2 protein-coding genes are annotated in these 2,932 nt (G+C 35.9%); both read left to right on the top strand.

Annotated features, from left to right (window positions below; all coding sequences use genetic code 11):
- A partial coding sequence (locus tag C1X07_RS24665; RefSeq protein WP_128755399.1) for an InlB B-repeat-containing protein occupies positions 1–2,051 on the top strand: 2,051 nt, incomplete at its 5' end.
- A gap of 368 nt (positions 2,052–2,419) precedes the next feature.
- A partial coding sequence (locus tag C1X07_RS24660; RefSeq protein ID WP_206604279.1) for a fibronectin type III domain-containing protein occupies positions 2,420–2,932 on the top strand: 513 nt, incomplete at its 3' end.

Genomic DNA, 2,932 nt, shown 5'->3' with positions numbered 1-2,932 from the left:
CCATTACTTTTGGTAATAATTTGGTAAGAGCATATACTTTAAACACAGAAATCTCTATTTCTGGGAGCCAAACTTCATGGTTGCGTAATGATTTAAATGCAAATCCGAATACGATATGGAAAATGGCGCAATACCATAAACCAATGCGTCCTCATGTCTCTGGAAAAAGAGAAGGAAATAATCAATACAATAATTGGGCACAACTTTTTTACGACAAAGGAGTAAAACTTGTCGTAGAATGTGATGCCCATACAGTAAAAACAACCTGGCCTGTTCGACCAACAACTGGATCAGGAAATGATGAAGGTTTTGTAAGAGATAATCAAAATGGAACCGTCTATGCTGGTGAAGGCTGTTGGGGAGCTCCATTAAGATCTAATGATGATAATAAAACATGGACACGTAATTCAGCTAGATTTAATCAATTCAAATGGATTTTTGTCGATGCCAATAAAATAGAGTTGCGTACCATTAGAGTTGATAATGCATCTCAGGTAGGACAGGTTTCTAATAATAATGTATTTCAAATACCTTCTGGGCTAGATATATGGAACCCTTCAAATGGAAGTGTTGTTACCATAAATAATTCTACTGTTGTGGATAATGAAGCTCCATCGATACCAACAAATCTAGCTTCATCCAATGTTACGGCTAATTCAGTTTCATTAAACTGGAATCCATCTACTGATAATGTTGGAGTAACTGGTTATGACGTATATCAAAATAATTCAGTGGTAGCTACAGTATCTTCTACAGGATATACTGCCAGTGGATTATCACCAAATACAACATATTCCTTTAAGGTTAAAGCAAAAGATGCAGCAGGAAACGTTTCTGGTTTTAGTACAACCAAAAACGTTACCACTTTAGATGGTTCTTCAACTCTATATACGTTAGGAGTGACTACTGTTGGAGGAAGTAGTTCTACACACGGTACGCGTAGGGCTATGCCATATACGATGAGCGAGAATGGGATATTACAAAGTATAGCCTTCCATATAGAAGGTGGTTCTGGTAGTGTTCAATTAGGAGTGTATAAAGATAATAACGGTGTACCAGGAAGTAGAATCGGGCAAACCTCTACCACAGGAGTACGATCAACCCGGGGATGGCAAACTATTTCTCTACAAAACCCAGTAACGGTAAACAATGGAGAGACTATCTGGTTGGCTTGGATATTTTCTAATAACCCTGGTATTGCATATGTTTCAGGAAGCCCTGGTAGATATCAGGCAACAGGATCTAGTTGGTCTACAAGTGGTAATAATATGCCATCTAGTTATGGTAGTGGATCTCAGAGCAATTATAAGTACTCAGTGTATGCCAACTATCTACGTAGTAACACTTCTACAACATACACATTAACTACAAATATTGTAGGTCAAGGGGTAGTTAGTGGAGGAGGAACCTATAATGAAGGCAGTACAGCAAGTGTTACCGCAACACCAGCATCAGGGTGGAAATTTGATGGATGGAGTGGTGCACTTTCGGGAACCATAAATCCAGGAAGCATAACAATGAATTCTAATAAAAATGTTACAGCTACATTTAGCGAAACTACAGGGGGAGGAAGTTGTAGTGGCATTCCTCAATATGTAGCAGGAACTTCTTATCAATTAGATGAAGAAGTTAAGAATCAAAATAAAAAGTTTATATGTAAAGTACCGGGATGGTGTTCTTCTTCTGCAGCCTGGGCATATGCACCAGGTACAGGTTCACATTGGGAATCAGCTTGGACAGGAGCAGGTAATTGTGGAAATAAGAGTGGAAACACTATTGGAAACAGTAATAAAGAGTTGTTTCGAATACATCCTAATCCTTTTGCAAGTGAAATTAACATAGCTACTTCTTTATTGCAAAACAATAAAAGCTTTACTATCATGATTTATAATCTAAATGGTAAAATAGTACATAAAGAAAGTGTTTCATCTGGATCGCAAGGCAAAATAGTAACAATAAAGCCAAAAGTAACTCGCTCAGGAATTTATTTACTCACCATTAAAGATGGGAAAGGGCGTATTATAAAAACACAACAAATAATTAAAAAATAGATAAATTAAAGAATAATTCATTTTTTAACCACTAACTCTTAGTTGAGTTGGTGGTTTTTTTATGGTAACAATTGTTATCGGGTATCTGATTTTTGCTAGGCTTATTCATAAATCATTAATAGGGGGTAGAAGTTTTTTTTACGTCTTTATATTAAAGAGCAAATATCTTACGTTAACTAAACCTGTTTTATTCGTTATCGTTTTGCTTATTTAAGGAACCAATTTTAATTTTTTGTAAAGACTATTTATTGATTAAACCAAATTGTTACTAACCCCATATTTTTGTATAACATTAATAAATAATATTCCTGACTGACAAATGTAAACACATAACTAAATTTAATATTAACTTCACAAACTCAAACGTCATGAAAAAAGTCTTTTTATTGCTAATATCTTTATTAGCAATTAACTTGTATTCATCAAATGGTAAGTATCGACTTACATTGCGCGGCAATCCTGCTACCTCAATTGTAGTAGGTTGGGATCAAACTTCTGGGAGTAATCCTAAAGTATATTATGGAACTACTGATTATGGAACAGATTATAGTAGGTACCCAAACTCTAAAGCCCCTAACAGAACGGTCTCTTATAAGGGGATGAACAATAACTTTGCTAGGCTCACGGGCTTGCAACCTAATACAGCATATTATTTTGTAATTAGGGATAGTCAAGGTACAAGCCAGCGGTTTTGGTTCAAAACAGCTCCTTCTGATAATAGTAGATTGTCGTTTATAGCAGGAGGAGATTCTCGTAATAATCGTACACCCCGAAAAAATGCCAATCGTTTGGTAGCAAAACTCAAGCCTCATGCTGTATTGTTTGGAGGAGATATGACCAATCGGGATAGTAGTTCAGAATGGCAAGAATGGTTTAATGAC

Origin of the sequence: Aquimarina sediminis, from assembly GCF_002895435.1 — a bacterium.
GTDB classification, from domain to species: Bacteria; Bacteroidota; Bacteroidia; order Flavobacteriales; family Flavobacteriaceae; genus Aquimarina; species Aquimarina sediminis.
Note: the sequence above shows the minus strand (reverse complement) of the source record. Positions and strands in the feature narration are given on the sequence as shown.